The following is a 22,771-nucleotide window of genomic DNA, read 5'->3' on the forward strand; positions in this document are numbered from 1 at the left end:
ACCGGTCGACGGCAGCTGAAAGCGGCGCCGTCGACTTCGACTGCGCGCCCTGCGAGCCGACCGCTTTGCTGCCCGGTAATGGGCGGGGGCATCAGCTCAGGGCCTGGTGAACGCCGGACCGCCTCTCGAACTCAGGGACATTCACGATCCCTCGGCGGTGGGTTCCGGCACCGATCTTTCTAAGATCATTCCACGCCTCGATCTCGAAGAATACGCTCTTCGAGTCGACGCTTTTGACACGCGCAAGCGCGCGTACTCGACCGCCGATCGGCGTGGCCGCCAGATGCCGAATATCGACCGACATGCCGACACTGACGTAGCCCGGGGGCAAAGCGGCTGCGACCGCGAAGCCAGCGGCCATTTCCATGTGCAGAATCATCATCGGGGTCGCATAGACCTGTGGCATACCCGGAACGAAATGCCCAACCGTCATATCGGCGGTGACGACAATCGACACTGCAGCAGCCATGCCGATGGCAAGGTTTGTGCTCGGTTCCATCGATACAAACTCCTCTGATCGCATTTCGCCAACTCCCTTCAGCTGTCGATCGACGGGGTTGCAATCGCGCACGCCGCGTCTTCGGGCTGGAACGGACCAGCGAACAGCGGATGAGGCGCGAAGAGCAACGCGATCAGCAGGCGCGAAACGCCGTCTTCGCTGCCGGCGGTCGGCAACGCCAGCATCACACACTCCCAAATGCCGCCGCGAACGGCCCAGATCGCGTTTTCAGCGGCCGGTGCCCTCGACGTCATTGCCCTCACGCAGATCCGCCGCAGCTGACCGCGGCTCGGCTGTGGCAGCTCTGATAGGCGCCGGTTTCGCTGATTGCCTCCGCAAAGCATGCCAATCTCTGCGCCCCATCTGGAGACGACGAAATCGGCACCATGGTCGACCACAGTAACTTCAGCGAGATTGGCCTCGAACGCACCAAACTCCGCAAGATCGGTTGGCGCATCCGCGCGATCGTCGTAGCGTATGATCCCACCGAGCCATTTCCCGAGGATCCAGACCGACGCCTTGTGCAGCTCATTTTGCATTGTGCTCTAATCCTGATGCGAGGACTCGTCCGTCACGTTGGCGCTGGTGCGCTCGATCCGGACCGGGATGCCTTTGGAAGACGGTGTGAAGCTGAGAGGATCGTGCGCATAGAGCGGCACCAGCGGATTTGTCTCCGGGTAGTAGGCCGCGCAGCAGCCGTTCGGAAACGAATATTCTACGACGCCGAAGTTGCGCACCCGCCGCTCTCTTCCGTCCGCCGAGACGGTCACTAGATCGACGCGATCGCCGTCCGCGAGCCCGCGCTTGTCCATCTCGAGCTGATTGAGAAACACGATGTCGCGCTGGCCATAGACGCCCCGATAGCGATCGGACAGCGAATAGAGCGTGGTATTGTACTGATCATGGCTGCGGATTGTGCTTAGCCAGAGCGTCCCGGGATGATCGTCGTTCGGATCTTCGCCAAGGCCATCGAACACCAGAAAATTGGCCTTGCCGCTCGGGGTCGCCCAGATGCGCTCGCGCGCGGTCGAGACGAGATGGAAGCCGCCGGGCACGCGAATTCGCTCGTTGTAGGCCTGGAATATCGGAAGCACGGCCTCGATGGCCTCGCGAATGCGACCATAGTCGGCGACGAAGCCGCCCCAATCGATGACGGAGGACTGCCCGAGAGTGGCCCGGGCCATCCCGGCAACGATCGCGGGCTCGCTGAGAAGGTGCTCAGACGCGGGCTGGTTGCGGCCAGCCGACGCATGCACCATCGACATGGAGTCCTCCACCGTGATGGACTGCGGCCCAGTCGCCTGAATGTCTATCTCCGTGCGGCCGAGGCAGGGCAGGATCAGGGCATCGCGCCCGTGGACCAGGTGACTGCGGTTGAGTTTGGTCGAGATGTGGACCGTGAGATCGAGTCGCCTGAGTGCATCTTGCGTCAGCCGCCAATCGGGAATGGCTGCTGCAAAGTTGCCGCCCATCGCGATGAACACCTTGGCATCCCCGCGGATCATCGCTTCGAGCGCCGTGACGACGTTGTGACCGTGCGCACGAGGTGCCTTGAAACCAAAGCAGGATTCCAGCCGGTCGAGAAATTCTCCGGACGGAGCTTCGGTGATTCCGACCGTGCGATCTCCCTGCACGTTGGAATGGCCACGGACTGGGCAGATGCCTGCGCCTTCACGGCCGATGTGGCCGCGAAGGAGAGCAAGATTCGCCAATTGCTGAACGTTCTGGGCGCCGCGCCGATGCTGGGTGATGCCCATGCCATAGACGATGATCGCGCGCTCGGCTTTCATGTAGGCCCGCGCGGCATATTCGATGTCCTCGCGGCTGAGCCCCGAGCAACGCTCGATATCGGCCCATTGCGTCGCTCTCAGGTCACTTACCAGATCATCAAGGCCGTGGGTGTGGTCATGGATGAAATCCCAGTCCAGAACGGCCGGCTCGCCCCTCGCCAGCGCCGCGGCGTCTTCGTCGACCAGAGCCTTCATGAGGCCCTTGATCACGGCGACGTCACCGCCGACCCGCACCTGGTAGAGCCGCGAGCTGATCTCGGTCGAGCTGAACGTCGCCATCTCGATCGGGCTCTGCGGGGCCTGGAACCGTACCAGGGCACGTTCACGGAACGGATTGAACGAGATGATCGAAGCGCCGCGCCGGGCCGCATCGCGCAAATTGGTCATCATGCGCGGGCTGTTGGTCCCGGGGTTCTGGCCAAAGATGAAGATGCAGTCCGCCTTGTCGAAATCCTCCAGCAGGACCGTGCCCTTGCCCACGCCGATGGACTGCGGCAAGCCCACGCTCGTCGCCTCGTGACACATGTTCGAGCAGTCGGGGAAATTGTTGGTGCCGTACTCCCGCACGAAGAGTTGATACAGAAAGGCGGCTTCGTTCGAGGTGCGGCCGGAGGTGTAGAACTCCGCCATGTTCGGGTCGGGCAGCGCCTTCAGATGGCGGCCGATGATCGAGAACGCCTCGTTCCAGCTCACCGGAAGGTAGCGGTCCGTTGCTCCATCATAGGCCATCGGATGCGTGAGACGGCCGGCCATCTCGAGATCGTAGTCACTCCAGGCGGCGAGTTCGGCCACCGAATGCTCTGCGAAGAACTCTGGCGTGCAACGCCTTGCGGTCGCTTCCCACGCCACGGCCTTCGCACCGTTCTCGCAGAACTCGAATGACGAGGTGTGCTTCGGATCGGGCCAGGCACAGCCGGGACAGTCGAACCCTTCGGGCTGGTTCATGCATCGGAGCGTATTCGCGCCCTTGATCGGAATTCGCTGTTCGATCAGGTGTTCGCTGAGGGCCTTGAGCGCACCCCACCCGCCGGCCGGATGATGATAGGGGTGAATTTCCTTTCGTTCCGACATCGCGAAAACCTCTGCGCCTACCGATACGAAACAGTTGTGATTCCAGCCGCGGATTTTCTTTCGAGATTGCCGGATCGTGCCAGCGCGACAGACCAAAGGGCCCGATCGGAGAAATGCCGTAGTGCATTTTTGATAGGCTGACGTCCTCTCTGGATTGGCTCGCGGCGGGGCCTTCCTAACTCCACGGGGAGAGACCGCCATTGACGGCTCTGCAGTGCAATCCGATTGGAGATACGACCATGATTTCGAGACGAAACCTGCTGGCGGCCTCGGCAATGGGTGCGGCAATGACAGTGTCCGCGGCGAAGGCCGGCTCCTTCGGCAATCCGGACGAGCCCCCCCAGGGCGCCGTCAACGCGAAGGGCCCGGGAAATCTCCGCGATCCGGGCCCGCAGAGTGAGGTTCTGGGCGATCAATTTCCTTCCGCGCAATCTCCCCCGGCCACCGATGTCGGCGGCATGCCGACACCGTGGGCCTCCTTCAACAACGCAACGAAACGCATCCAGAATGGCGGATGGGCGCGCCAGGTCACAGTTGCTGATTTTGCCATTTCCAAGGAGATCTCCGGCGTCAATATGCGCCTGACCGCCGGCGGCATCCGCGAGCTGCATTGGCACCAGGCCGCCGAGTGGGCCATCATGACCTATGGCACCTGCCGTGTGACGGTGTTCGATGCGCACGGTCGTCCCTATGTAGCGGACGTCAAGGAAGGCGATCTCTGGTATTTCCCGCCGGGCGCGCCGCATTCACTGCAGGGCCTGGGCCCGGATGGATGCGAATTCGTGATCTGCTTCGATGATGGGCATGCCGACGAATTCAACACCTTGCTCGTCTCGGACTGGTTCGCTCACACACCCCCCGAGATCCTGGCCAAGAACTTCGGCGTTCCGGCCGACACATTCGCAAAGATCCCGCTGCACAATCTCTGGATTTTCCAGGGCTCGGTGCCCGAGGACCTTGCCGGCGATCGCGCCGCAATTCAGAAGGACGCGCCCGTCGCCACCCATCCCTTCATCTTCCCGCTCGGATCATCCCAGCCATTCAAATCGTCTGATACGGGAAGCATCCAGATCGCCGACAGCAGCAATTTCAAGGTTTCAACGGCAGTGTCGGCCGCGCTGGTCACGGTTCGTCCCGGCGGCGTAAGGGAGATGCACTGGCACCCCAATGCGGACGAGTGGCAGTACTATCTCAAGGGCAAGGCGCGCATGACCGTGTTCGACACCGGCCCGAACGCGCTGACGATGGACTTCAATGCCGGCGACATTGGCTATGTCCGGCGCAACCTCGGCCATTATGTCGAGAACGTCGGCGATACCGATCTCCAGTTCATCGGAGTCTTTCGCGCGCCGCACTACGAGGAAGTCTCCCTCTCCAACTGGCTCGCGCACACGCCGCCGAAGCTCGTGGCGCAGCATCTCAATGTAGATGAGGCCACGATCGCGAGCTGGCCCGACAATGCGCCGGGTGTGATGCCGAAGCGGTAAGGCGGGCACGTCGTACGATCGGTGGTGGATGCCTAACATGGCGCAAGCCACCGATTCCTCCGTATTCCTGCGTCCAGCACGGCGCTGGCCAACATCGACGGACCTTTGGCCGACATCGACGGACCTCGTTCGTTGTGGCCAATCGGTGTGACTTCTAGTTTTCCGTCCATGGCCGCTCAAATCCGGAGAGCTACGATGTACCAACTTCACTACTTCCCCAGCAACGCCAACGCCGCGCCTCATATGGTGCTCGAAGAGATCGGCCACGAGTACGAGCTCGTACTCGTGGACCGCGCCAACAATACCCAGAAGTCGGAAGAATATCTGAAGATCAATCCGAACGGTCGCATTCCCACCCTGGTTGACGGCGAACTCGTGATGTTCGAGGCCGCCGCGATCGTTCTCCACCTGGTCGATCAACATCCGCAGGCGGGCCTTGCGCCGAAAGTCGGTACGCCTGAACGTGCCAAGTTCTACCAATGGATCACCTTCCTGACGAACTCGCTGCAGGAAGAGCTGATGATCTGGCAGTACCCCGACCGTCTGACGGGCACCGATGCCGCCGCGACCGAGATCGTCAGAAGAGGCGCGGAGAAGCGCGCAGGCGCCTACCTCGACGTGATCGATCGGCACTTGAAAGCGAACGGCCCCCTCTTCCTGGGGGACAAGCTGAGCGCCGTCGACTTCTACCTCGTGATGCTCTCCCGCTGGGCTCGCCCGATGTCCAATCCGCCCCGTTCGCGACCGAGCATCGCGCGGCTGCTCGACATGGTTGGCGCCCTGCCCGCAGTCCGCCGTGCCTATGAGCGTGAAGGCGTTACCGGCGAAATCTGCTGAACACGACGATTGTGTCGCGCCCCATTTGTCCAATCTCGAAAAGGATCGCTGCAATGACAACGCAATTCAGGAGCCGGAACATGCCGGAGCGAATGGATCTTCCCTTCGTGGGCCTGGCCACCTTTGCCGGCCAGCCCGCCTGCACCGACTGGGACAAGCTCGACGGCGCCGATGTCGCCGTCCTAGGCATCCCCATCGATACGGCCTCGAGCTACCGCGTCGGCACACGCTTCGGGCCGCGCGCGATTCGCGAAATGTCCATGTTCCACGGCTTTGGCCGGGACGGCGTCTTCGATTTCGAGGACGAGGTCACCTATCTCAGCGCCGAAGAGGTCAAGATCGTCGACGCCGGCGACAGCGACGTCATCTACGCCGATACGAAGCGCAGCCTGGCCAATGCCGAGCTGGCGGTTCGGGCGCTGCTCGACGCCAAGACGATGCCGTACATCCTGGGCGGCGATCACGCCATCACCATGGCGACGGTTGCTGCGTACTCGAACGAGAAGCCGATCCACATCGTCCACCTCGATGCGCATTTCGACTTCATCGACGAGCGCAATGGCATCAGCTGGGGGCATGGCAGCCCGATGCGCCGTGCCTCGGAGATGGCGCATGTGAAGGGCATCACGACGCTCGGCCCGCATAACATGGCCTCCGTGAGCAGGAAGGACTACGAGGCGGCGAAGGCCTACGGCACGCACGTCGTCCCGCTGCGCAGGTTCCGATCGATCGGTGCCGCTGCGGCTCTCGCCCACATCCCGGACGGAGAGCGGGTCTACGTCTCGATCGACATCGACAGTTTCGATCCCTCGATCGCGCCGGGCACCGCCACGATCAGTCACGGCGGCTTCACCTACTACGAGGCCAAGGACCTTCTCAGGGAGGTCGCGCGGCGCTTCGAGGTGGTCGGCGCCGACTTCGTTGAGGTCTCGCCCCCCTACGACCCGTCGGGAATCACGTCGCTGCTCGCGGCGCGGACCAGTCTCGATTTCATCGGCTCGATCTTCCACGAGCGCGTGAGACAGCGAAGCTGACGACGCCTTCGCTTTGCCGGCCGGGCCTTCGCGCGCGCTGGCCATCAAACTGGATTGCGAGGTCGTGCCTCTCAATCCGAAAACATGCTGGTCACTCACCCATCAAGGGTTGGGTGGCGAGTCTTTCTTCAACACCGATCACAGGAAAGCCCAATGAACGACAAGACTGACAGACCGTTTCTGACCCACGCGTCCGGCGCGCCGGTCTCGGATAACGTCAACATACAGACCGCCGGGCCGCGCGGGCCGGCGCTGCTTCAGGACGTCTGGCTGATAGAGAAGCTCGCGCATTTCGACCGGGAAGTCATTCCGGAGCGACGAATGCACGCCAAAGGTTCGGGCGCCCACGGCACATTCACGGTCACCCACGACATCACCCGCTATACCAAGGCCGCGATCTTCTCCCAAATCGGCAAGCAGACGCCGATGTTCGCGCGGTTCTCGACCGTCGCCGGCGAGCGCGGCGCGGCGGACGCCGAGCGCGACATCCGCGGATTTTCGCTCAAATTCTATACCGAAGAAGGCAACTGGGACATGGTCGGCAACAACACGCCGGTCTTCTTCTTCCGCGATCCGCTGCGCTTTCCCGATCTGAACCACGCCATCAAGCGCGATCCCTATACGGGGATGCGGAGCGCCGACAACAACTGGGACTTCTGGACGCTGCTCCCCGAGGCGCTGCACCAGGTCACCGTCGTCATGAGCGAGCGTGGCATCCCCCGGAGCTACCGTCACATGCACGGCTTCGGTAGTCACACCTACAGCCTGCTCAACGCGAACAATGAGCGCGTCTGGGTGAAGTTTCACTTCCGCACCCAGCAGGGTATTCAGAACCTGACTGACGGAGAAGCAGAGGCCCTGGTGGGCAAGGATCGCGAAAGCCACCAGCGCGACCTCTTCGGCAGCATCGAGCAAGGCGAGTTTCCGCGCTGGACTCTGTGCATCCAGGTGATGACGGACGAGCAGGCGACGAAGTTTGCCTTCAATCCGTTCGATCTCACCAAGGTCTGGGCGAAGGCCGACTATCCGCTCATCGAGGTGGGCTATTTCGAGCTCAATCGGAACCCGGAAAACGTCTTTGCCGAAGTCGAGCAGGCCGCGTTCTCGCCCGCCAATATCGTGCCGGGTATCGGTTACTCGCCGGACAAGATGCTCCAGGCGCGCTTGTTCTCCTATGGAGACGCGCAGCGCTACCGGCTCGGTGTCAACCATCATCACATACCGGTCAACGCACCGAAATGCCCGTTCCATAGCTATCACCGCGACGGTGCAATGCGGACTGACGGAAATCTTGGCCGCACGCCGACGTACTGGCCAAATAGCCGTGGCGAATGGACGGACCGGCCCCAGTTGAACGAGCCGCCGCTCGAGATCACCGGCGCTGCCGCGCATTGGGATCACCGCGTGGACGACGATCACTGGCAGCAGCCGGGCAATCTATTCCGGAAGATGACCGCGGCGCAGAAGCAGACGCTGTTCGACAACACCGCACGCCAGGTGGGCCAGGCCGCAAGGCATATCCAGGAACGCCACGTCGCCAACTGCGCCAAGGGGGACCCGGCCTACGGCAAGGGGGTTGCCGACGCGCTGGCCAGGTTCGCCGAGGGCAAGCTCTAGCCATCGTCAGAAGGTGGCGAGACCTTGATGAAGCCAGTCGCCCGCGCCGATCGGCGCGGGCGCAGCAAGCTCTCAGGAGGAGCTGAGGATGTTCGACTACATTGGCCGCTTTGAGCACGCCAACAGCGCGCTCAAGCACGAGCAGCGATATCGTGTGTTCGCCGACCTGGAACGCCGGGCGAGAACGCCTCATTGTGACGTTCCAGTCGCGCTTCGGTCGCGCAGAATGGTTGAAACCGTATACGGATGAGACCATAAAGTCACGCGGCGAAAGGCGCGAAGCGGATCGCGGCCGTAACCCTAGGCTTCTCGGCCGATTGTCTCGATATGATCGAAGAAATCGACAGCGAGAACGCGACCTACTTCTTTGCCGAAGGCGGCGAGGCGTTCGCTCGGATCGATTGTCTGAACGATAGCAGAATGGGAATGAGTGCGATCGAGGCGATCGTGCGCCGGGAATTGAGCGGCTGGATTTGATGCTACGGGCTGAGGCGATCCGCGGGACGCCGACGTCTCCGACGGAGAGGACGAGATGCCTGGCACGCAAATAGCGATCGTCGTTCCGCAGCACGCGCAGTCTCTGGATATTTCCGGTCCTCTTGACGCCTTTCTGGAGGCCAATCGGCAGGCCCCGACCAGATGCAACTACAGTGTGCGCCTGTTATCGGCTGGCGCGGATCGGTCCGTCACGGCTGGAGCCATGTCGATCATGACCCATGGCTCCATCCTTGAGGACGAGCAGCCGATCGATACACTGCTGGTCGCCGGCACGCCCGAATACGCTCAGGCCTATACGGAATCCGCGCTGCATGCCTGGTTGCGACGGCGTGCGTCGAGCAGCCGCCGCTACGGCTCGGTCTGCACGGGCGCCTTCTTTCTCGGCGCCGCCGGATTGCTCGACGGCTTCAACGTGACGACGCATTGGCAGCATGCCGCCGAACTGGCGGAGAGATTTCCGGCCGCCAACGTCGTGCCGGATCAGATCTTCGTGCAGGATGGTGCGCTATGGACCTCGGCCGGCGTCACGGCCGGGATCGACCTCGCGCTGAAGCTGATCGAGGAGGATCACGGACACGACGTCTCGCTCTCCGTTGCGCGTCGCCTGGTCGTCTTCTTGAAGCGCCCCGGGGGCCAGTCGCAATTCAGCGCCCATCTCGCCGCACAGGTTGCGACCGAAGGGCGCATCCAAGCGATCCAGCGCTGGATCATCGATCATTTGCCCCTCGACCTGACGGTGAAGACGCTTGCCTCGCGGGCCGCGATGAGCGTGCGCAACTTCACCCGCGTCTTCCAGGAGGAGGCGGGAATGACGCCGGCCGACTTCGTCGAGATGGCGCGCGTGGATTCGGCGCGGCGTCTGCTCGAGGATACCGACAAGCCGCTGCAACGCGTCGCATCGAGCTGCGGCTTTGCAAATCCCGACGTGATGCGCCGAGCCTTTCTAAGACGCATTGGCACCGGTCCCAGCGAGTATCGCGAGCGCTTCCGCGGGTAAGGCCGCTCCACCGGCAATCCAACCGGTCAACTTTCTGCCCCCCGGAAGAGGGGATGAAATTGCACCTCTGCTTCGCCGTGTTGGCGTCGAGACGCTCGAGGCCCCGTTGGAGTGCATGAACGCGAGAGCCGACATTCACCGTGACAACAAGGCCAAACCAGCCAGAGTTACAAACATTACAATCCAGGTGACAAGCAGGTCTATCGGCATCTTTGATCGCTTCGGTTCATCCGCTTCAACGAAAGCGATCTCACAATTCGCGCTCCATGTGTCAGGGGCGCATGGTCCCGATGTAGGTAGGCAGCACGAGCTGATTGACCGCGCACGATTGCGAGAGCGGATCGCCAGGGAAGGCCTCGCCGCGGTCAATAATGTCCCGCCGTGCCCCCGACCTTGCCTCTGAACACCCGATACCCGATCGCGACATACAGCACCATCAGGGGAAAGACGAAGAGGCCCTCGCCCCAGAACATGAATGCCAGACTGGCACGAGGCGCCGCAGCCTCGTCGATCGTGATGGCAAACGGGATCATGTAAGGCCAGAAGGACAGCGCCAGCGTACCAAACGCCGCGACAAAGATGACGGCGACGGCGGCGAACGGCCAGCGATCGTTGTGATGGAGGATGCTGCTGGCCAGCACGACCGCAGCCATGGCGCCGACGGCTGGAAACACGAACAGATAGGGCCGATCGAGCCAGCGATGCATGATCGGAAGGTTCTCGATCAGGGCGTGCGCGAAGACGATGATCAGAAACGCCAGGACGGCGAGCGCCAGCCCGGGAATCTGGCGACGAGCCCTGTCACGGACGCCCAACTCGCACTTTTGCACCAGCCAGCTGGCGCCCAGAAGAGCGTAGCCCAGACACAGCCCGATGCCGCACAACACGGAGAACGAGCTCAGCCAGCCCAAAACGCCGCCGACATAGACCCCGTCGGAGAACTTCAGGCCTTGCACCAGGGCTCCGACCGTCGCGCCCTGCATGAAGCTCGCGGCCAACGACCCGCCCACGAAGCTCACGTCCCAGATCCAGCGAAACTTCGGCGCCGCCCTGTGGCGAAACTCAAAGGCAACGCCGCGCAGGATCAGCCCAAGCAGCATGATGATGACCGGCAGATAGAAGGCCGACAGCAAGGTCGCATAGACGAGAGGAAACGCGCCCCACAGGATCACGCCGGCAACGACGAGCCAGGTCTCATTGCCGTCCCAGACCGGCGCGACAGTGTCGAGCATCGTGTCGCGATCCCCCTCGCTGCCGGCGAGCGCGAACAACATGCCAACCCCGAGATCGAATCCGTCGAGCAGCAGATAGATCGATATGCTGATGGCAAGAAGAGCAACCCAGAACAAGACCATCTCTATTCTCCTGCGCTCTGAATGAGTTCCGCGTCGGCGAGCGACATCGGACGGTTTGGAGAGGTGCCATGCGGCGGCTTGAAGACGAGGCGCGCCGGACCGGTCCGCAAGAGCCGATAGATGTAGAATGTGCCGAACGAGAAGATGAAGAGATAAACCGCGCCGAACAGCAGGAGCGAGGTCATCGCCGCCGGCGCCGTCAGGAACGGCGTCACGGCGTCCGCCGTCCGCAGCAATCCGTAGATCGCCCAGGGCTGTCGTCCGACCTCGGCAACATACCAGCCGGTCAGAATGGCGATGAACGGAAGCGGAAAACTGAGAAAGATTGCCCAGAGCATGAGGCGGTTCCGGCGCAGGCGCCGCTTGATGCTCAGATAGGATCCGAACCACGCGATCGCGAGCATGATCAGCCCGCAGCCGACCATGATGCGGAACGTCACGAACGGTATCAGCACCGGCGGGCGATCCTGCGGCGCGAAATCTGCCAAGCCCACTTCTTTCGAGGTCAGGCTCGAGCTGGCGATGATGCTTCCGAGAATCGGCACCTTGATCTCGTATTTGTTGCTTTCAGTCGCCGGATCGGGCAGCCCGATCACCACTTCGCTCGCAGGCTGCTCGTCGTGCCAGCGGCCCTCGATGGCCGCGAACTTGACCGGCTGGTGGTCATGAACGTAATCGCCGACCAGATGGCCGAACACGAGCTGCACGGGAATCAAGAGTGCTGCGAGGAACAGTCCCATCCGCAGCATCACCCTGGACTCGGCGTAATTGTCGCCACGCAGCACGTACCATGCACCGGTCGCGGCAACGCAGAATGTCCCCGTGAGATAGGCCGCCAGCAGCATGTGCGGAAAGCGCGACCATACGACCGAATTGAAGATGATCTTCGTCCAATCGTCCGGCACGAAGTAGCCGTTCTGTAGGACGTAGCCGACCGGCACCTGCATCCAGCTGTTGTTGACCATGATCCAGAAGGCGGACAACGTGGTCCCGAGCGACACCATCGCGATCGAGAACAAATAGAACCATGGCGGCACTCGCTTGCGTCCGAACACGAGGACTCCGAAGAAGCTGGCCTCCAGCATGAACGCCGTGAAGGTCTCGTAGGAGAGAAGCGGACCTTGGATAGGTCCCGACATCTTCGCCAGAACGCTCCAGTTCGTTCCGAACTGGAATCCCATCACGACTCCTGAGACGACGCCCATACCGAAGGTGATGCCGAAGATCTTGAGCCAGAATTCGAACAGCGCCTGATAGACCGGACGGCCGGTTCGCATGTGCATTGCTTCGAGGACGGTCAGCCAGGCCGCAAGACCGATCGTGAAGGCCGGGAAGATGATGTGAAATGAGATGGTGAAGCCAAACTGTATCCGCGACAGCAGAAGCGCCGTTGCATCCATGTGAACTATCCTTTTCCCCTCACGGGCCTCGCCTTGATCCCGCCTTGATGCAGGTAGGAGCCGCTTCATCGCGGCCTTTTCCGCAGCGAACGGATTTTGCGCATTTGCACGCGGAGCCGATCCGTGACGGCCGCGTGATCCCGTGGGCGCGAGGGCCTTTCAGGCCGCGACAGTCGGGAAGTCGGAAAAGATCAGGCGATCGGGATGGGTAAAGACCTCATATCCGTCTGAACGGGCGACCGCGATCAGCGTGATGCCCGCCTGCTCAGCTGTCTCAACTGCAAGCGAGGTCGGTGCCGAGACCGCGACGAGCACAGGAGCGCCGATTCGCGCGGTTTTCTGCACCATCTCGACCGACACGCGGCTTGTCAGAAGGACCGCACCACCTGCCCGCACCATGTTCTCTCGCATGAGCGCACCGGCGAGCTTGTCGAGTGCGTTGTGACGGCCAACATCCTCCCGCACCAGACCTATGCCTTTATGCGGTTGCCAGAAGGCGGCGGCGTGCACGCCCCGTGTCTTCTGATTGAGTTCTTGCAAGGGCGCCAGCGCGCTCATGGCGTTCAACAGGTCGCGCGCGCGAAAGGCCGCTGTGCTTGATACATGCCGTGGCGCGGGACAGGCCTGCTCCAGGCTTTCGATCCCGCATAATCCGCAGCCGACCGGACCGATCATGGCCCGGCGACGCGCCGAGAGTTCGTCCGACCGGTATCGGACCAGCCACATTTGAACCTCGATCCCGAGGCTGCTGTCCACGATCTCGATGCTGGCAATCTCATCCGCCTGCTCGATGATCCCTTCCGTCAGGGCAAAGCCAACTCCGAAATCCTCAAGATCGGCCGGCGTGGCCATCATCACGGCGTTGGTAGATCCGCCGAAGGTGAGCGCAATCGCCCTCTCCTCGGCCACATATCTCGACGAAGGCGTGGGGTTTCCACCGCGCCAGAGAAGCTTCGCACGCTGCCGAAGCGGGCCATCGCTGATCATTGCTGCTCCTTCCAGGTACCGTACCCGTTCAGATAGCCTCTCCTCCCGACGGATGTTTTCTGTACCGCGATCGCATTTTCTTGAACGCACGACAGCGCCTCTGGGGAGATCGATTCGCCCTTGCACCGTGCGAATTCGAAAGATCGTTCGGTGATCGACGACGATATCTTAGGCAAGCCCAATCAGGCCGGTAGGGCCGCGTGAACATTCTTGGGCTTGAGGACAGCGAACTCAATGCACGGAGCGCAGGAGCATGAATAAGCCAGAAAGTACTGGTCTCGCCGATCGACCACGGGCAGGTGCACTCAGACGACCTATTCACCAGATCCTGGTGCCATTCCCAGTCGCTTACTTTGCGGCGGCATTCGCGACTGACCTGGCCTATTGGAGGACCGCCGAAGTGATGTGGTACCGGTTTTCCGTCTGGCTGATCGCGGGGGGACTTGTCATGGCTGCGCTTGTCGCGCTGGCCGCGATCGTCGATCTCTTTCGTAACCAAAGACCGGCATGGATCCACGCACTTGCCTATGCGGCCGCAGTCGTGCTGTCCATTCTTAATGTCCTTGTCCATAGCCGGGACGGCTATACCGCGGTCGTACCCATGGGGCTAACCCTCTCGGGTGTCGTCCTCGTTGTTCTGCTTTTCGCGATCTCCCCCGGCTGGACGTTGACCCATCGCTATCGCATCGGAGCAAAGGCATGACCGAAGTCAGGACGAACTTGCCGCGGGTTGCTGCCATCCTGGCTGCTGTCGCCGGATTGGGTCTGGCCGGCTGCAACGACACCGGAGGTGACCCGAAGCTGCAGATCGGCGCAAATCCCGTGCTGCCCCCGCTGCATCAATATCTGCTGCCACCGATCCGGATTGCGACCCCGGTGGGGTGGGGATCCGAGACCCCCAAGGTCCCGCAGGGGCTGCAGGTCCATGCGCTTGCCACAGGGCTGCAGCATCCGCGCTCGGTTTACGTCCTGCCGAACGGCGACGTGCTGGTCGTCGAGAGCAACGGTCCAAAGGCGCCGATTTTCCGTCCCAAGGATCTGGTCACCGGTGTGGTAGAGACGCTCGCCGGCGCCAAGGCGAAAGACGCCAACCGGATCACATTGCTCCGCGACACCAATGGCGATGGCATTCCCGATGTACGGACGGTGTTTCTGGATCACCTCAATTCTCCGTTCGGCGTCGCGCTGGTTGGTCACGATCTCTACGTTGCAAATACGGATGCGATCATGCGCTATCCGTATCAGGATGGGCAGACCAGCATCACCGCCAAAGGTACCAAGCTGACCGATCTGCCGGGTGGACCGATCGATCACCATTGGACGAAGAGCCTTCTGGCGAGCCCGGACGGATCCAAGCTTTATGTCGGCGTCGGGTCGAACAGCAATATTGCGGAAAACGGCATACAAGCCGAGTACGAACGCGCAGCCATCTGGGAAGTCGATCGCACCACCGGCGCTCACCGCATCTTTGCCAGCGGGACGCGCAACCCGACGGGGTTACAGTGGGAGCCGACGACCGGCAAGCTGTGGGCGATTGCCAACGAACGCGACGAGATCGGACCCGACCTGGTGCCGGACTATCTCACCTCAGTGCAGGATGGCGGGTTCTACGGCTGGCCGTACAGCTATTACGGTCAACATCTCGACCCGCGCGTTCAGCCGCAACGGCCCGATCTGGTCGCCAAAGCGATCGTGCCGGACTACGCGCTGAGCTCCCACGTGGCTCCCCTGGGATTTGCCATGTCCTCCGGCCTTGGCTTGCCCGCGAAGTATGAGAGCGGCGCCTTCGTCGGAGAGCACGGCAGCTGGGATCGAACACCCCTCAACGGCTACAAGGTGGTCTTCGTCCCGTTCAGGGATGGCAAGCCTTCCGGCCCAGCGCAGGACGTCGTCACTGGCTTCCTCGATGCGAACAACCACACCCACGGCCGGCCTGTCGGCCTCGCCATGGATCGTAGTGGCGCACTGCTGATTGCCGACGACGTCGGCAACGCGGTGTGGCGCGTCTCATCGGCTGGTGTCTCGGCTACGCCCAAACCGGCCTCGTAGCGACCGAACCGACGTGTGGTCGAGACGCCCTGGGAACAGGCCCGTCTCGCCCCTCGTGGGATAACTCTTGTCATCGAATCTAGTCGGATCAGCGCGGCGAGCGCCTATCTCGAACTCAGGGCGGATGGAGTTTGGCATGTCTCCGCGAACCAAACGACGCATCACTGTTGCGACGCTGTTTCTTGCGATCGGCGCATCGTGTCCCGCAGCCGCCTTCACACCACCATTATCCCCGAAGGGCGACGGGATGGTCCAATTCGACCGGGGCGAACTCGTCAGGTTGCGATCTGGAGGACCCATGATGACCGTCTCCGCGGTCAAGGGCGACCAGATCGAGTGCATTTGGACAGACGATAGCGCCAACCCGACGATGCCACCTTCCTGGCCGACGTGCTGCAGAAATTCTAATCGAGCTGTTTTGCAATCATCCAGGAGGCGAGAATGTTGATTACGCTGGTGGCAATTCTCTGCAACGGAGCGCTCTGCCTGGAAAAGGTCGTCACCAATAGCGAGCAATCCGGCATCACCATGAGCGCATGCGAGACCAATGCGCAGACCGGAATCGCCGATTGGCTCTCGCATGGCCCATACAGCCAGTGGAAGTTAAAGGGCTACAAGTGCGTGATTGGACCGTATACTCCGAAACGTGCGGCCTAGACGTCGCGTGTTCGCCATCTATCATGATATTATTCTGACCCGACCTATGCGACCCGGGCTATCCCCCCGTCTCGTGTTTGTTGGACCTCCCCCGGCTTTTCGCGGTGACGCCTGTCGAGAGGACTTTCCGTGACGACAAGGCCGAACGGTGTCGCGAATGACGCTAGAACAATTGCGGACGCCTCTCCGCAGGCCACAATCGAGCTCGAGCCGGCTGCCGCAATCACCGACCTCGAAACCAGACATCTGTCACGGGAGTTGGCTGGGCGCGTTCTCGTCCAGGACGTCAGTGTGCAGGTATTGGCCGGCGAGATACTCGCCATAGTTGGACCGAGCGGCGCGGGGAAGTCATCGTTCCTCCGGCTACTCAATCGTCTGGACGAGCCTACGTCCGGCACCGTCCTGCTCAAGTCGCAGGATTACCGTTCCATCATCCCACGGGAATTGCGGCGCCGGGTTGGCATGGTGATGCAGACGGCGTATCTTTTCCCAGGGACCATCGCCGCCAACATTGCGTTTGGGCCACACCAACGCGGCAAGATGCTCGCGCCGGCGCAAATCGAGGGTCTCCTGGAGCGCGTCGGCTTGCCCGGATTTGCCGATCGCGACGTCAGCAACCTCTCCGGCGGCGAAGCGCAACGCGTCGCGCTGGCGCGGACCCTTGCGAACGAGCCCGAGGTGCTGCTGCTGGATGAGCCGACCTCCGCCCTCGACGAGGCGTCAGCGCGCGGCGTCGAGGAGCTCATTCTCCGCATCGTCAGGGAACGGCGAATGACGTGCCTCATCGTCACGCACAATAGCGCCCAGGCGGAGCGGCTCGCGGGGCGGACGATGGTCATGCAAGCGGGCCGACTGGCCGCGATCGGCCCCACGGAGCAGGTTCTGCATGCTGGCTGAGCTCCAGAACAGTATCGGCGGCGACGTGTTGACTGGCCTCGCGCAGGCCGGCGGGGCGATCGCGCTGTGCGCGGCCGTCGTCGCGGTGTGTCGCTGGCAATCCGTGCATGTGGAGCGCGAGGCGGTCGTCTCGATGGCGCGCGGCCTCGTGCAGATGGTTCTGGTCGGCCTGGTACTGGCCCTGCTGCTGCACGGCCGTCTGCTGATCGGCTGCCTCATCCTCTTCATGATGGCGATCACTGCGGCGATGACGGCGGCCCAACGTCTCAAGGGAATGGCTGGTGCACTTCCGCTCTGTTTCTGGTCGATTGCCGCAGGTGCGGGCACCGTCGTCGCGGTGATGCTCGCGAACCACAGTCTTCAGCCGGATATTTCAATGCTCGTCCCGGTCGGCAGCATGATCATCGCAAACGCGATGAACGCGTGCGCACAGGCAATCGAGCGTCTCCGAGCCGAGATGCTTGCCCATGTCGGCCAGATCGAGGCGGGCCTGTCTCTCGGCGCGGAGCCCGCCGTCATCATTGCGCCCTATCTTCAGAGTGCCGTGTATGCGAGCCTTCTGCCCCGCCTCGACATGATGAAATCCCTGGGGCTGGTTTGGATCCCGGGGGTTATGGCCGGCATGGTGGTCTCGGGCGCCAGTCCGGTCTATGCGGGCATCTACCAATTCATCATCGTGGCAATGATCCTGGCCGCCTCCGGCATTACGGGTCTCGTTGCAGCGGTTCTGATGCGCTCGCGCGCGTTTTCCGCCGCGGCCCAACTCACGATTCGGCCGGCGGAGACAACGGCCTCAAGCCGCCCGTCCGGGCAAGCGCGCTGATTGAGTCATCTCCCGGGAGGTTCTTGCCGCACCCGAAAAGCCCTCCAAGCTGGCGCCAGCATCGTGCAATTGCGAAAGGCTTCGGCTCTTTGAGAGCCTAGTTCTAGCTCGAGTAGTGGCAATCCGCGAGTTGAGACGATGATCCTCCTACCCCTCATGACCGCCTGGATGTGGTTCCAAATATTGAGAGCCTCACCGTTGCCGGCATTGGCCTTGAAATCACACCATGCGCGTGGCTCACGGGACGCTCGATAGCGGCTTTTGCCAGCGGAGCCCCGGTTTGCGCCATTTCGCTGCCGTGTGCACGACAGAACCGTCGTGCGGGGTGCGCTCGATAAGCATGACGACTGCAATGCGCGAGCAATACCCGCCTGACGGAGCGGATTTCCCGTGCGTTGATGACACCGGCTCTAAGTCACATTCGGAACAGCCACCATGAACCTTGGTCCGTTGCCTGCGATATCGAAGAGCTCGCTGGCGCTTGGCCTACTGTCAGCTTCCATCGTCATCCTGCTGACAACGGCCTTTGTGCGTCTGCCCGGAGCTCATGCCGGCTCAGCAAGCGTCTCCTCCGCTCAACCGGCGACGTATCTGCCGAGCATCAGCGACATGATGATTGGCACCATACAGCCCAGGCACGAGCGGATATGGCGTGCCGAACAGGCCGGCGACTGGAATTTTGCTGCCTACGAGCTAGGCAATCTCAGCGGTGCCTTCGGCCGACTCGGACGCGCGCATCCAATGGAAGAGGACAACCCGTTTCCCGACATGATCGAGTCGGTTATCCAAAAGCCGCTCGGGGACCTCAAGGTTGCGATCGATCGGAGGGACGACGCCGATTTTGGCAAGGCCTACGACGAGCTCAGCGACGCCTGCAACTCCTGTCACCAGGCGCTAAACCACGGCACGATCGTGATTGGCCGACCGACTGGCGCCTCCCTATTAGACTTGGTTTTCGACAAAGCTGGACGGTAGCGCCGCATCTGCCCGGTGTATCAATCATCTCTGCGACGAAACCGGTCCATTTGCCTTGTCAAGACAGACGATCTCGATCCGCCCTCCCGAGCCGGGATGAATGACCAGCCGGAAGCCGTGCAGCTTGATGATGGCCGCCACCAGGCTAAGTCCCAGCCCGACGCCCGGCGTATTGCGCATCTTGTCGGAGCGGTAGAACCGCCGTAGCACGGCTTCGCGTTCCTGTTCACTGATACCTGAACCGGTATCGGTCACGCGCACGATGGTTTCCTTGTCCCCACGCAGTAGGTCCAGGCCGACCTTCCCGCCCGCCGGTGTGAACTTGATGGCGTTGTCGACGAGATTCGCCACGGCCTCGAAGAGCAGATCGCGATCACCCCAAACGTGCAGCTTGCGGTCGATGTCCACGCCAAGCTCGATGGTCTTGTCCTCGGCGATCGGCTCGTAGATGTCACATACCTCTCGTAAGATTTCATGAAGCGCAACATTGCCGAACCTGGCCGAACGCCGACTGTTCTCAATCTCCGTCAGTCGCAGGAGAGCGGTGATAATCGCGAGCGCCTGATCAATGCCTCCGATTGCCTTGTCCGCGACGCTCTGAAGCTGCTCCAAGGTGGTTGCATGTGTACGCCCGCGCTCCAGGGACAATCGGGCGCGGGTCAACGGGGTTCGTAAATCGTGCGCGATATCGTTGCCGACGCCAGCGAGCGCGTTGATCATTGCTTCCATTTCATCGAGCATGCTGTTCACAATCACGGCCAGTCTGGAGAACGGATCGTTGACGTTACGATGCGGGAGGCGCTCGCGGAGGTCGCCGGCGATGATGCGCTGAACCCGCTGATTGACCTCCTCCACCCGCCGTTGCGCGCGCACGCTCAGCCAGGCTCCGGCCAACAAGCAAAGGCAGAGCGCCGGCAAGAGCCCGAGCGCGAGGGCTTGCCCCACGACGCTCGATATCTCGCGGGTCTCGTCGACGTTCCGCCCCAACACGAGGACATCGCCGTTTTCCAGATGCCGACCTATCGCCCGAATCAGCGGATCGCCACTTGGCGGTTGGCCAACCGGCGCTACCCTCGCGGCCTGTGCCGCTCCATCGACCGTGAAGTCCCGCGGCAGCTCTCTGAGGTTGCCGGCAAGCCGATTGCCGGCAGGATCGAACAATCCCGCATACTGAACGCCTCGGGAATCCTGGCCAAGGTGGTCCGAGATTGCAGCGGCGCGGCGGTCCCGCGGCAGCGCTGCCATGAAATTGAGCTGTTGAGCGATCATGCGATCGGATCGCGCAATCAGGTAGCCGTCGATCTTCCAGTAGATGAAGCCGAACAGCACGATCATGAACAGGGCGAAGACAGCGGCCACCGCCGAGGCCCAGCGGAAGGTGTTCGAGCGTATGAATTGGAGTTGGCGCATCGATCCCGCTGCTTGGTGTTCGTACCTCATTCGATCGCCAGGCAACGGCGCTGGCAGCGCCTATTGCTGCGGTCGCAGAATAAACCCGGAGCCCCGGACGTTGTGAATCAACTGGGGTTCCCCAGCGCCGTCGACCTTGTGCCGCAGCCGGCCCATATGCACATCGACCAGATTGGTCGTGGCCGGGACGAACTTGTAATTCCAGACCTCTTCGAGCAACATTGCACGCGTCAGCAACTGATCACTTCGCCGCATCATGTATTCGAGCAGGCGGAATTCGCGTGGCAACAAATCGATCTTTCGCTCGCCGCGCCACGCGGTACGCTCGATCAAATCGAGTTCAAGAGGACCGACCCGCAACGTCGTCCCGCGGCTGTCCGTGGGACGACGAAGCAGGGCTTCTATTCTTGCTATGAGCTCCACGACTGCGAAGGGCTTCGTCAGGTAATCGTCTCCGCCGCTTCGCAAGCCTCGCACCCGATCGTCGACGGCGCCGAGCGCGCTCAGCACCAGGACCGGAGTGCTAACCTGCTCCTTGCGCAACGCCTCGATGATTGTAAGCCCGTCCATACCGGGCAGCATGCGATCGACGATCAGGACATCGGGATGCAGCGCCCGGGCTTTGTCGAGGCCTTCAATTCCGTTTGACGCCCACTCGACCTCAAACCCAAGCTCGATCAGCTCGCCCACGATCTCCTCGGCCGTCCCGGCGTCGTCCTCGATCAGAAGAACCTTCATCATCAGCTCGATCTCAGGTATTCTAAACTGCCCAGCCTGTTGGCTGGAAATCATATGCTCGCTCATTGGCAAAGTCATAGGCCTCCGCCCAAATGGCCGACTTGGAGTGAGCCTGACCGCACTATCCCACTGACTTGGCGCAGCGCCGCCCGCTCCGGGTTAGCAGGCCGCCTCGGCAAGCGCGGCACGACCGTCGACAACAGACATAATCGCCCTTTCGGGGCCGTGCCATTAAATAGCAATTTAAAGAGCTTAAGGGATCGGGCGCGGACCCACTGGTCGTCATCGCCCGGAGCCGGACGGCCCCGCCGGGTACTTTTGCCTCTGCCAACACTGAAATCGATTTTAGACGACATCCTCGACCAGATGCTTACGTTCCGGAGCACGCGACTAAGAGAAAGAGCTGCCATGCTGGACAATACTGACGAACGGCGCGCTAATGGCAATCCGCAGGTTGACAGGCAGATGCCCCCCAAAATTGGATTTATCGGGCTGGGCCTGATGGGTACAGCCATGGCATCCAATCTTGCGGCCGACGGCCACAACTTGTGCGCCTATGTACGCCGGCCGGAGCGCATCAACGACCTCCAGGCGCTCGGAGTGACGGCAACAACGCGTCGTCCGGACTTGTTCGACCGCGATATCATTATCACTATGTTGCCGGATGACACTGCCGTGCGGAATGTCTTCTTTGGACCATTCGGGTTATCGGAGTCGTTACGGCCGGGCGTGATCCATCTGTCGATGAGCACCATCAGCACTGAGGCTTCGGCCGCGTTTCTGCTCGAGCATGAACGTCGCGGTCAGAGCTATGTCGCCGCCCCCGTGTTCGGCAACCCTGACGCCGCCAGGGCCCGCCAGCTGACCGTCATTCTGGCAGGCAACCCAACTTCCTGTGAGCGTTGCCGGCCGGTGACGGATTCACTGGGTCAGACTTTCGTCATCGGGACGGATCCCGCGCAAGCCAATCTGATCAAGCTGCTCGGCAATATGATGACGGCGACCGCTCTAGAGGTCCTCGGAGAAGTCGTGACTGTCCTGCGCAAGCGTGGACAGGATCCACGGCAATTCGTGGATATCATGACCGGGACGATGTTCGACAGTCGCGTCCACAAGAACTACGGCAGCCGGCTTCTTGCCGGCAGTTTCAAACCGGGGTTGACGATGCCGCTGGCGCTCAAGGATGTGCGCCTGGCGCTGGCCGAGGCGGAGCTGGCCGGCGCGCCCATGCCATCGGTCGGCGTCGTCCGCGACCGGTTGATCACGGGAATCGCGCGTGGGCATGGCGGGCTCGACTGGACGGCACTCGGAATGGTTGCCTCAGAGGAAGCGGGACTGTAGACTCGTCAGAGCCGTCGGCTCGCGCAGCTTGGTAAAACCGGCTCAACGCGGCGCTCAACGTCAGGGCTCCGCGGAGCGCCGCAGCAACAAGATCGATTTCCGTCCGTTCGATCTTTCTTCTTCCTTCGAGCTCCAGTCTCGAAGAGATCTGCGCGGCGACCTGATGTCCTCCAAATATGAATCTGCAAAGCTTTGAAGTTCGCGTTCCCACGCGCGACTGTCGCGCGTACCGCGATAGGCGGAGTTTCGCAAAAGGCCCACGCGGACACCTCTTGGCGCCATTTCTCGCATTCCCGAGTCACGCTCCAT

General features: G+C 61.9%; 22 protein-coding genes and 1 pseudogene. 15 read left to right on the plus strand and 8 right to left on the minus strand.

Annotated features, from left to right (window positions below):
• Positions 1-91 precede the first annotated feature (91 nt).
• The 3 genes from NR187_RS22735 to NR187_RS22745 are packed head-to-tail and all read right to left on the minus strand — an operon-like array spanning position 92 to position 3,360.
• Positions 92-499, minus strand: coding sequence for a thioesterase family protein (locus NR187_RS22735; protein WP_256807711.1), 408 nt, complete (start codon positions 497-499; stop codon positions 92-94).
• Between the two features lie 38 nt (positions 500-537).
• Positions 538-1,038, minus strand: a complete 501-nt coding sequence (locus tag NR187_RS22740; RefSeq protein ID WP_256807712.1) for a hypothetical protein — start codon at positions 1,036-1,038, stop codon at positions 538-540.
• Positions 1,039-1,044: 6 nt separating this feature from the next.
• Complete coding sequence (locus tag NR187_RS22745) at positions 1,045-3,360, minus strand: FdhF/YdeP family oxidoreductase (protein WP_256807713.1); 2,316 nt, start codon at positions 3,358-3,360, stop codon at positions 1,045-1,047.
• Between the two features lie 239 nt (positions 3,361-3,599).
• On the opposite strand from NR187_RS22745, the gene NR187_RS22750 reads away from it, so the two are divergent.
• The 7 genes and pseudogenes from NR187_RS22750 (at position 3,600) to NR187_RS22780 (ending at position 9,830) form a co-directional block, all read left to right on the plus strand.
• On the plus strand, positions 3,600-4,847 hold the full coding sequence (locus NR187_RS22750; RefSeq protein ID WP_256807714.1) for a cupin domain-containing protein: 1,248 nt from the start codon (positions 3,600-3,602) through the stop codon (positions 4,845-4,847).
• 195 nt (positions 4,848-5,042) lie between these two features.
• A complete protein-coding gene (locus NR187_RS22755) occupies positions 5,043-5,684 on the plus strand; it encodes a glutathione S-transferase family protein (protein WP_256807715.1) in 642 nt (213 codons plus the stop codon).
• An 80-nt stretch (positions 5,685-5,764) separates the two neighbouring features.
• Positions 5,765-6,718: an agmatinase gene (locus tag NR187_RS22760; protein WP_256807716.1), complete on the plus strand. Its 954-nt coding sequence runs from the start codon at positions 5,765-5,767 to the stop codon at positions 6,716-6,718.
• 153 nt (positions 6,719-6,871) lie between these two features.
• Positions 6,872-8,335, plus strand: coding sequence for a catalase (locus tag NR187_RS22765; RefSeq protein WP_256807850.1), 1,464 nt, complete (start codon positions 6,872-6,874; stop codon positions 8,333-8,335).
• Between the two features lie 88 nt (positions 8,336-8,423).
• Positions 8,424-8,585 carry a hypothetical protein gene (locus tag NR187_RS22770; RefSeq protein WP_256807858.1) on the plus strand — a complete coding sequence of 54 codons (162 nt, stop codon included), beginning with the start codon at positions 8,424-8,426 and terminating at the stop codon, positions 8,583-8,585.
• Positions 8,518-8,812: pseudogene (locus NR187_RS22775) on the plus strand (ferrochelatase); the annotation flags it as partial. The gene NR187_RS22770 and the pseudogene NR187_RS22775, both read left to right, overlap by 68 nt.
• A gap of 55 nt (positions 8,813-8,867) precedes the next feature.
• Entirely contained in the window at positions 8,868-9,830 is a 963-nt protein-coding gene (locus NR187_RS22780) for a GlxA family transcriptional regulator (protein ID WP_256807717.1), read from the plus strand.
• A gap of 365 nt (positions 9,831-10,195) precedes the next feature.
• Here the strand turns inward: NR187_RS22780 and cydB are convergent, their stop codons facing one another.
• The 3 genes from cydB to fdhD form a co-directional block, all read right to left on the minus strand.
• Positions 10,196-11,185, minus strand: a complete 990-nt coding sequence (gene cydB, locus NR187_RS22785; protein ID WP_256807718.1) for a cytochrome d ubiquinol oxidase subunit II — start codon at positions 11,183-11,185, stop codon at positions 10,196-10,198.
• Between the two features lie 2 nt (positions 11,186-11,187).
• Positions 11,188-12,585 carry a cytochrome ubiquinol oxidase subunit I gene (locus tag NR187_RS22790; protein ID WP_256807719.1) on the minus strand — a complete coding sequence of 466 codons (1,398 nt, stop codon included), beginning with the start codon at positions 12,583-12,585 and terminating at the stop codon, positions 11,188-11,190.
• A 159-nt stretch (positions 12,586-12,744) separates the two neighbouring features.
• Positions 12,745-13,572, minus strand: coding sequence for a formate dehydrogenase accessory sulfurtransferase FdhD (fdhD, locus tag NR187_RS22795; protein WP_256807720.1), 828 nt, complete (start codon positions 13,570-13,572; stop codon positions 12,745-12,747).
• Between the two features lie 253 nt (positions 13,573-13,825).
• On the opposite strand from fdhD, the gene NR187_RS22800 reads away from it, so the two are divergent.
• The 7 genes from NR187_RS22800 (at position 13,826) to NR187_RS22825 (ending at position 18,973) form a co-directional block, all read left to right on the plus strand.
• On the plus strand, positions 13,826-14,275 hold the full coding sequence (locus tag NR187_RS22800) for a DUF2231 domain-containing protein (RefSeq protein WP_256807722.1): 450 nt from the start codon (positions 13,826-13,828) through the stop codon (positions 14,273-14,275).
• Positions 14,272-15,621, plus strand: coding sequence for a sorbosone dehydrogenase family protein (locus tag NR187_RS22805; protein ID WP_256807723.1), 1,350 nt, complete (start codon positions 14,272-14,274; stop codon positions 15,619-15,621). The genes NR187_RS22800 and NR187_RS22805 overlap by 4 nt, the downstream gene beginning before the upstream one ends.
• A 247-nt stretch (positions 15,622-15,868) precedes the next feature.
• Entirely contained in the window at positions 15,869-16,069 is a 201-nt protein-coding gene (locus tag NR187_RS35010) for a DUF2158 domain-containing protein (protein WP_372703274.1), read from the plus strand.
• Positions 16,063-16,278 carry a hypothetical protein gene (locus NR187_RS22810; RefSeq protein WP_256807724.1) on the plus strand — a complete coding sequence of 72 codons (216 nt, stop codon included), beginning with the start codon at positions 16,063-16,065 and terminating at the stop codon, positions 16,276-16,278. Before NR187_RS35010 ends, NR187_RS22810 begins: the two co-directional genes overlap by 7 nt.
• Before the next feature lie 129 nt (positions 16,279-16,407).
• Complete coding sequence (locus NR187_RS22815) at positions 16,408-17,175, plus strand: phosphate ABC transporter ATP-binding protein (RefSeq protein ID WP_256807725.1); 768 nt, start codon at positions 16,408-16,410, stop codon at positions 17,173-17,175.
• A complete protein-coding gene (locus NR187_RS22820; RefSeq protein ID WP_256807726.1) occupies positions 17,165-17,998 on the plus strand; it encodes an ABC transporter permease in 834 nt (277 codons plus the stop codon). Before NR187_RS22815 ends, NR187_RS22820 begins: the two co-directional genes overlap by 11 nt.
• A gap of 435 nt (positions 17,999-18,433) precedes the next feature.
• Positions 18,434-18,973: a cytochrome family protein gene (locus tag NR187_RS22825; RefSeq protein ID WP_256807727.1), complete on the plus strand. Its 540-nt coding sequence runs from the start codon at positions 18,434-18,436 to the stop codon at positions 18,971-18,973.
• Positions 18,974-18,997: 24 nt separating this feature from the next.
• Here the strand turns inward: NR187_RS22825 and NR187_RS22830 are convergent, their stop codons facing one another.
• Together NR187_RS22830 and NR187_RS22835 are read right to left on the minus strand one after the other, a co-directional pair.
• Complete coding sequence (locus tag NR187_RS22830; protein WP_256807728.1) at positions 18,998-20,383, minus strand: ATP-binding protein; 1,386 nt, start codon at positions 20,381-20,383, stop codon at positions 18,998-19,000.
• A gap of 60 nt (positions 20,384-20,443) precedes the next feature.
• Entirely contained in the window at positions 20,444-21,124 is a 681-nt protein-coding gene (locus tag NR187_RS22835) for a response regulator transcription factor (protein ID WP_306235701.1), read from the minus strand.
• A gap of 405 nt (positions 21,125-21,529) precedes the next feature.
• Between NR187_RS22835 and NR187_RS22840 the strand changes: the two genes are divergently transcribed.
• Complete coding sequence (locus tag NR187_RS22840; RefSeq protein WP_256807729.1) at positions 21,530-22,462, plus strand: NAD(P)-dependent oxidoreductase; 933 nt, start codon at positions 21,530-21,532, stop codon at positions 22,460-22,462.
• Positions 22,463-22,771: the final 309 nt, after the last annotated feature.

The organism is Bradyrhizobium sp. Bra64, assembly GCF_024519875.1.
GTDB lineage: Bacteria > Pseudomonadota > Alphaproteobacteria > Rhizobiales > Xanthobacteraceae > Bradyrhizobium > Bradyrhizobium japonicum_G.

What these genes read in the sequence shown, in the direction of transcription:
- NR187_RS22735 (WP_256807711.1), bottom strand. Translation starts at nt 499, where the DNA reads ATGGAACCGAGCACAAACCTTGCCATCGGCATGGCTGCTGCAGTGTCG.
- NR187_RS22740 (WP_256807712.1), bottom strand. Translation starts at nt 1,038, where the DNA reads ATGCAAAATGAGCTGCACAAGGCGTCGGTCTGGATCCTCGGGAAATGG.
- NR187_RS22745 (WP_256807713.1), bottom strand. Translation starts at nt 3,360, where the DNA reads ATGTCGGAACGAAAGGAAATTCACCCCTATCATCATCCGGCCGGCGGG.
- NR187_RS22750 (WP_256807714.1), top strand. Translation starts at nt 3,600, where the DNA reads ATGATTTCGAGACGAAACCTGCTGGCGGCCTCGGCAATGGGTGCGGCA.
- NR187_RS22755 (WP_256807715.1), top strand. Translation starts at nt 5,043, where the DNA reads ATGTACCAACTTCACTACTTCCCCAGCAACGCCAACGCCGCGCCTCAT.
- NR187_RS22760 (WP_256807716.1), top strand. Translation starts at nt 5,765, where the DNA reads ATGCCGGAGCGAATGGATCTTCCCTTCGTGGGCCTGGCCACCTTTGCC.
- NR187_RS22765 (WP_256807850.1), top strand. Translation starts at nt 6,872, where the DNA reads ATGAACGACAAGACTGACAGACCGTTTCTGACCCACGCGTCCGGCGCG.
- NR187_RS22770 (WP_256807858.1), top strand. Translation starts at nt 8,424, where the DNA reads ATGTTCGACTACATTGGCCGCTTTGAGCACGCCAACAGCGCGCTCAAG.
- NR187_RS22780 (WP_256807717.1), top strand. Translation starts at nt 8,868, where the DNA reads ATGCCTGGCACGCAAATAGCGATCGTCGTTCCGCAGCACGCGCAGTCT.
- cydB (WP_256807718.1), bottom strand. Translation starts at nt 11,185, where the DNA reads ATGGTCTTGTTCTGGGTTGCTCTTCTTGCCATCAGCATATCGATCTAT.
- NR187_RS22790 (WP_256807719.1), bottom strand. Translation starts at nt 12,585, where the DNA reads ATGGATGCAACGGCGCTTCTGCTGTCGCGGATACAGTTTGGCTTCACC.
- fdhD (WP_256807720.1), bottom strand. Translation starts at nt 13,572, where the DNA reads ATGATCAGCGATGGCCCGCTTCGGCAGCGTGCGAAGCTTCTCTGGCGC.
- NR187_RS22800 (WP_256807722.1), top strand. Translation starts at nt 13,826, where the DNA reads ATGAATAAGCCAGAAAGTACTGGTCTCGCCGATCGACCACGGGCAGGT.
- NR187_RS22805 (WP_256807723.1), top strand. Translation starts at nt 14,272, where the DNA reads ATGACCGAAGTCAGGACGAACTTGCCGCGGGTTGCTGCCATCCTGGCT.
- NR187_RS35010 (WP_372703274.1), top strand. Translation starts at nt 15,869, where the DNA reads ATGGTCCAATTCGACCGGGGCGAACTCGTCAGGTTGCGATCTGGAGGA.
- NR187_RS22810 (WP_256807724.1), top strand. Translation starts at nt 16,063, where the DNA reads ATGTTGATTACGCTGGTGGCAATTCTCTGCAACGGAGCGCTCTGCCTG.
- NR187_RS22820 (WP_256807726.1), top strand. Translation starts at nt 17,165, where the DNA reads ATGCTGGCTGAGCTCCAGAACAGTATCGGCGGCGACGTGTTGACTGGC.
- NR187_RS22825 (WP_256807727.1), top strand. Translation starts at nt 18,434, where the DNA reads ATGAACCTTGGTCCGTTGCCTGCGATATCGAAGAGCTCGCTGGCGCTT.
- NR187_RS22830 (WP_256807728.1), bottom strand. Translation starts at nt 20,383, where the DNA reads ATGCGCCAACTCCAATTCATACGCTCGAACACCTTCCGCTGGGCCTCG.
- NR187_RS22835 (WP_306235701.1), bottom strand. Translation starts at nt 21,124, where the DNA reads ATGATGAAGGTTCTTCTGATCGAGGACGACGCCGGGACGGCCGAGGAG.
- NR187_RS22840 (WP_256807729.1), top strand. Translation starts at nt 21,530, where the DNA reads ATGCTGGACAATACTGACGAACGGCGCGCTAATGGCAATCCGCAGGTT.